Here is a 3,101-nt window from a genome sequence, read left to right as displayed (position 1 = left end):
TTCTTGGCGCTGCGGGAAAGGTCGTGGATGGGCGGGACAAGCCCGGCCATGACGGAGGCTCCTCACCGCGCCTCGGAGCTCGCCGGCTCGCCGACGGCCTGGACCACATGCACGTCGCCGTCCCGAACCAGCGTGACGTTGCGATCGTGGAAAGCCTGCAGCGTCGACCGGTGTCCGATTGAGACCACGGTGGTCGCCGGCAGCTTCTCCTCGATCAACCGGTAGAGCCGCCCTTCGGATGGCTCGTCCAGCGACGCGGTCGCCTCGTCGAGGAATAGATAGTCCGGCGCATGCAGCAGCGCGCGCGCCATGCCGAGCCGCTGCTGCTCGCCCAGCGACAGCATCCGGTTCCAGTGCCCGTCCTCGTCCAGCCGCTCGGCGAGTTTTGGCAAGCCGACCGCGACCAGCGCGTCGCGGATCTGCGCCGGCTGGAACGCATCGCGCTCGGCCGGATAGGCGATGGCGTCGTGCAAGGGACCGACCGGGAAGTACGGCCGCTGCGGCAGCATCATCAGCTTGGCCTTGCCGGGGATCGCGACCTTCCCTTTGCCGAACGGCCAGATGCCGGCGATGGCGCGGAACAGCGTCGACTTGCCGGAGCCCGACGGTCCCGTCACCAGCAGCCGCTCGGAGGCGCGGATGGTGAAGTCGTCGGCGGTGACCAGCGGCGTGCCGTTCGGCAGCTTCACCAGCAACTGGTCGAGGCTGATCTCGCGGCCGCCGTCGGCAGGCGCAATGGTGATCGCTTCTGCCTGCGTCGGTCGCTGCGCGCCCGAGGCGATCGACATCTCGAAGCCATCGAGACGGGCGACCACGGCGCGCCATTCCGCGATCGAACGGTAGGCGGTGACGAAGTAGGAGAGGGCACCCTGGACGCTGCTGAAGGCCGAGCCGGTCTGCATCATGTCGCCGAGCTGGATCTTCTTGGCGAAATAGGCCGGCGCCACCAGCACATAGGGAAAGATCACCGCCGCCTGGCTGTAGCTGGCCTGGAAACCGGTGACGCGTTTGGTCCGGCTCATGATCGCATACCAGTTGCCGACCACGGCGCCGAAGCGCTGCAACAGCCGTGTGCGTTCGGCGCCTTCGCCCTTCAACAGCGCAATCTGCTCGGAATTCTCCCGCACCCGGACCAGGTTGAAGCGAAAATCCGCCTCATAGCGCTGCTGCTCGAAATTGAGATTGACCAGCGGCGAGCCGATCCAGTGCGTCAGGGCCGTGCCGAGGATCGCGTAGATCAACGCGCCCCACACCAGATAGCCGGGGATCGCGAGATCGACGCCGGAGATGTGCATCGGTGCGGCGTTGGACAGTCCCCAGAGGATGACGATGAAGGAGAACAGCGTCACGACGGAGGAGAGCAGGCCGAGCCCGAGCGCGAGCGTCTGCTCGACGAAGGTCTTGACATCCTCCGTCATGCGCTGGTCCGGATTGTCGGCCGCCTCACCGCTGAGCTGCATCCGGTAGTGTGTGGCGCCGTGGAGCCATTCGCCGAGATAGTGTTTTGTCAGCCATTGCCGCCAGCGGATCTGCAGCCACTGGTTCAGATAGAGCTTGTAGACGGCGAGCGTCACGAAGGCGGAGGCGAGGCCGACGAAGATCCAGATCTCGGTGACGAAGGAGTCCCAATTGTAATCCTGGATCGAGCGGTAGAACCGGTTCTGCCACTGGTTCACCAGCACATCGATCGCGACCAGCAGCAATTCGATGACGACGACCGCGGACAGCAGGCCGCGGCCCGCCCATTTGTCCTCGGATCGGAAATAGGGGGCGGCAATACGCCCAACGGTCGCGAGCATCGCGCGGATGTTCTTCACAGATCTGGGTCTCCTGCGGGATAGGCGCAAATACCTGAGGTTACGGCAGAAATAAGCGCGCTTAGACTAAAGTTGCAAATCTGGCGATTTGCGTTGTCCCTGCCGGCAACCCTAGCATGGTCAAAATGTCGCGGGGTGGAGGCGATCGGGGACTTCGCGAGCTTGTGAGAGGGCTGACCCCTCGAGTTTGCCATGACGCTCAAGCTCTTAGAACTCCTCCTCTGCGTGTCAATCATGCCGGACCGACCACGCTGGCCGGCATGTCGCAAAAGCGGCGTGGGGAGGATGACTTATGTGGAATCAAATCTACGACCCGCTTCATAGCCCGGTCCTGTCGACCATCGCTGCCGCAATCCCCGTCGTCACATTGCTGGTCCTGATCGCGAGCGGCCGCGTCCAGGCGCATATCGCGGCCGTCATCGCCGTCATCGTCACCAACCTGATCACCATCTTCGTCTTCACCATGCCGGCGAACATGTCGATCCGGGCTTCAATCCTCGGCATCGTCACCGGCTTCTTCCCGATCGGCTGGATCGTCCTCAACGTCATCTTCCTCTACCAGGTTACGGTGACGACGGGACGCTTCGAGCTCTTGAAGCGCGCAGTCGGCGGCGTCACCGAGGACCGGCGCCTGCAACTCCTCTTGATCGCGTTCTCGTTCGGCGCGTTCTTCGAGGGAGCTTCGGGCTTCGGCACGCCGGTCGCGATCACCGGCGCCGTGTTGATCGGGCTCGGCTTCTCGCCGCTGGCGGCAAGCGGCTTGTCGCTGATCGCCAACACCGCGCCGGTCGCTTATGGCGCGCTGGGCACTCCGATCCAGGGCCTTGCCTCCGTCACCGGGCTCGATCCCTACATTCTCGGCGCCATGGTCGGACGGCAATTGCCGTTCTTCTCATTGATCGTGCCGTTCTGGGTGGTGTGGGCGTTCGCTGGCTGGAAGGGCATGAAGGACGTCTGGCCGGCGATTCTCGTCACGGGCGTATCGTTCGCGATCCCGCAATTCGTGATCTCGAACTTCATCAACCCCTGGATCGTCGACATCGGGGCGTCCCTGATCTCGATGGGCGCACTGATTCTGTTCCTGAAAGTGTGGCAGCCGAAGCAGCTCTGGCTGTCGCCGGCACTGCGCGGCCGCGACGAATCCGCTTCCACGATGGCGGCTGCAAAGCCGCTCGACAAGACGCCGCTCACGCAAGGCGAGCTGTTCAGCGCGCTGCTGCCGTGGATCATCGTCTGCATCGTGATGCTGGTGTGGGGCAATGGTGGCTTCAAGACCTGGGCGAA

The 3,101-nt window shown here is 64.0% G+C and carries 2 protein-coding genes; one reads left to right on the top strand and one right to left on the bottom strand.

All coding sequences use genetic code 11. The features are described 5' to 3' along the window. Positions 1 to 62: 62 nt before the first annotated feature. Entirely contained in the window at positions 63 to 1,817 is a 1,755-nt protein-coding gene (locus C2U70_RS32230; protein ID WP_140982716.1) for an ABC transporter ATP-binding protein/permease, read from the bottom strand. Positions 1,818 to 2,109: 292 nt separating this feature from the next. Here C2U70_RS32230 and C2U70_RS32225 point away from each other — a divergent pair. Further along, positions 2,110 to 3,101, top strand: a 992-nt coding sequence (locus C2U70_RS32225) for an L-lactate permease (protein WP_140982714.1), incomplete at its 3' end; no start/stop codon positions are given.

The sequence above is a fragment of the Bradyrhizobium guangdongense genome (assembly GCF_006483445.1).
Classification (GTDB): Bacteria; Pseudomonadota; Alphaproteobacteria; order Rhizobiales; family Xanthobacteraceae; genus Bradyrhizobium; species Bradyrhizobium guangdongense_A.
The sequence above is the reverse complement of the archived record's forward strand: the minus strand, read 5'-3'. Positions and strand labels throughout refer to the sequence as shown.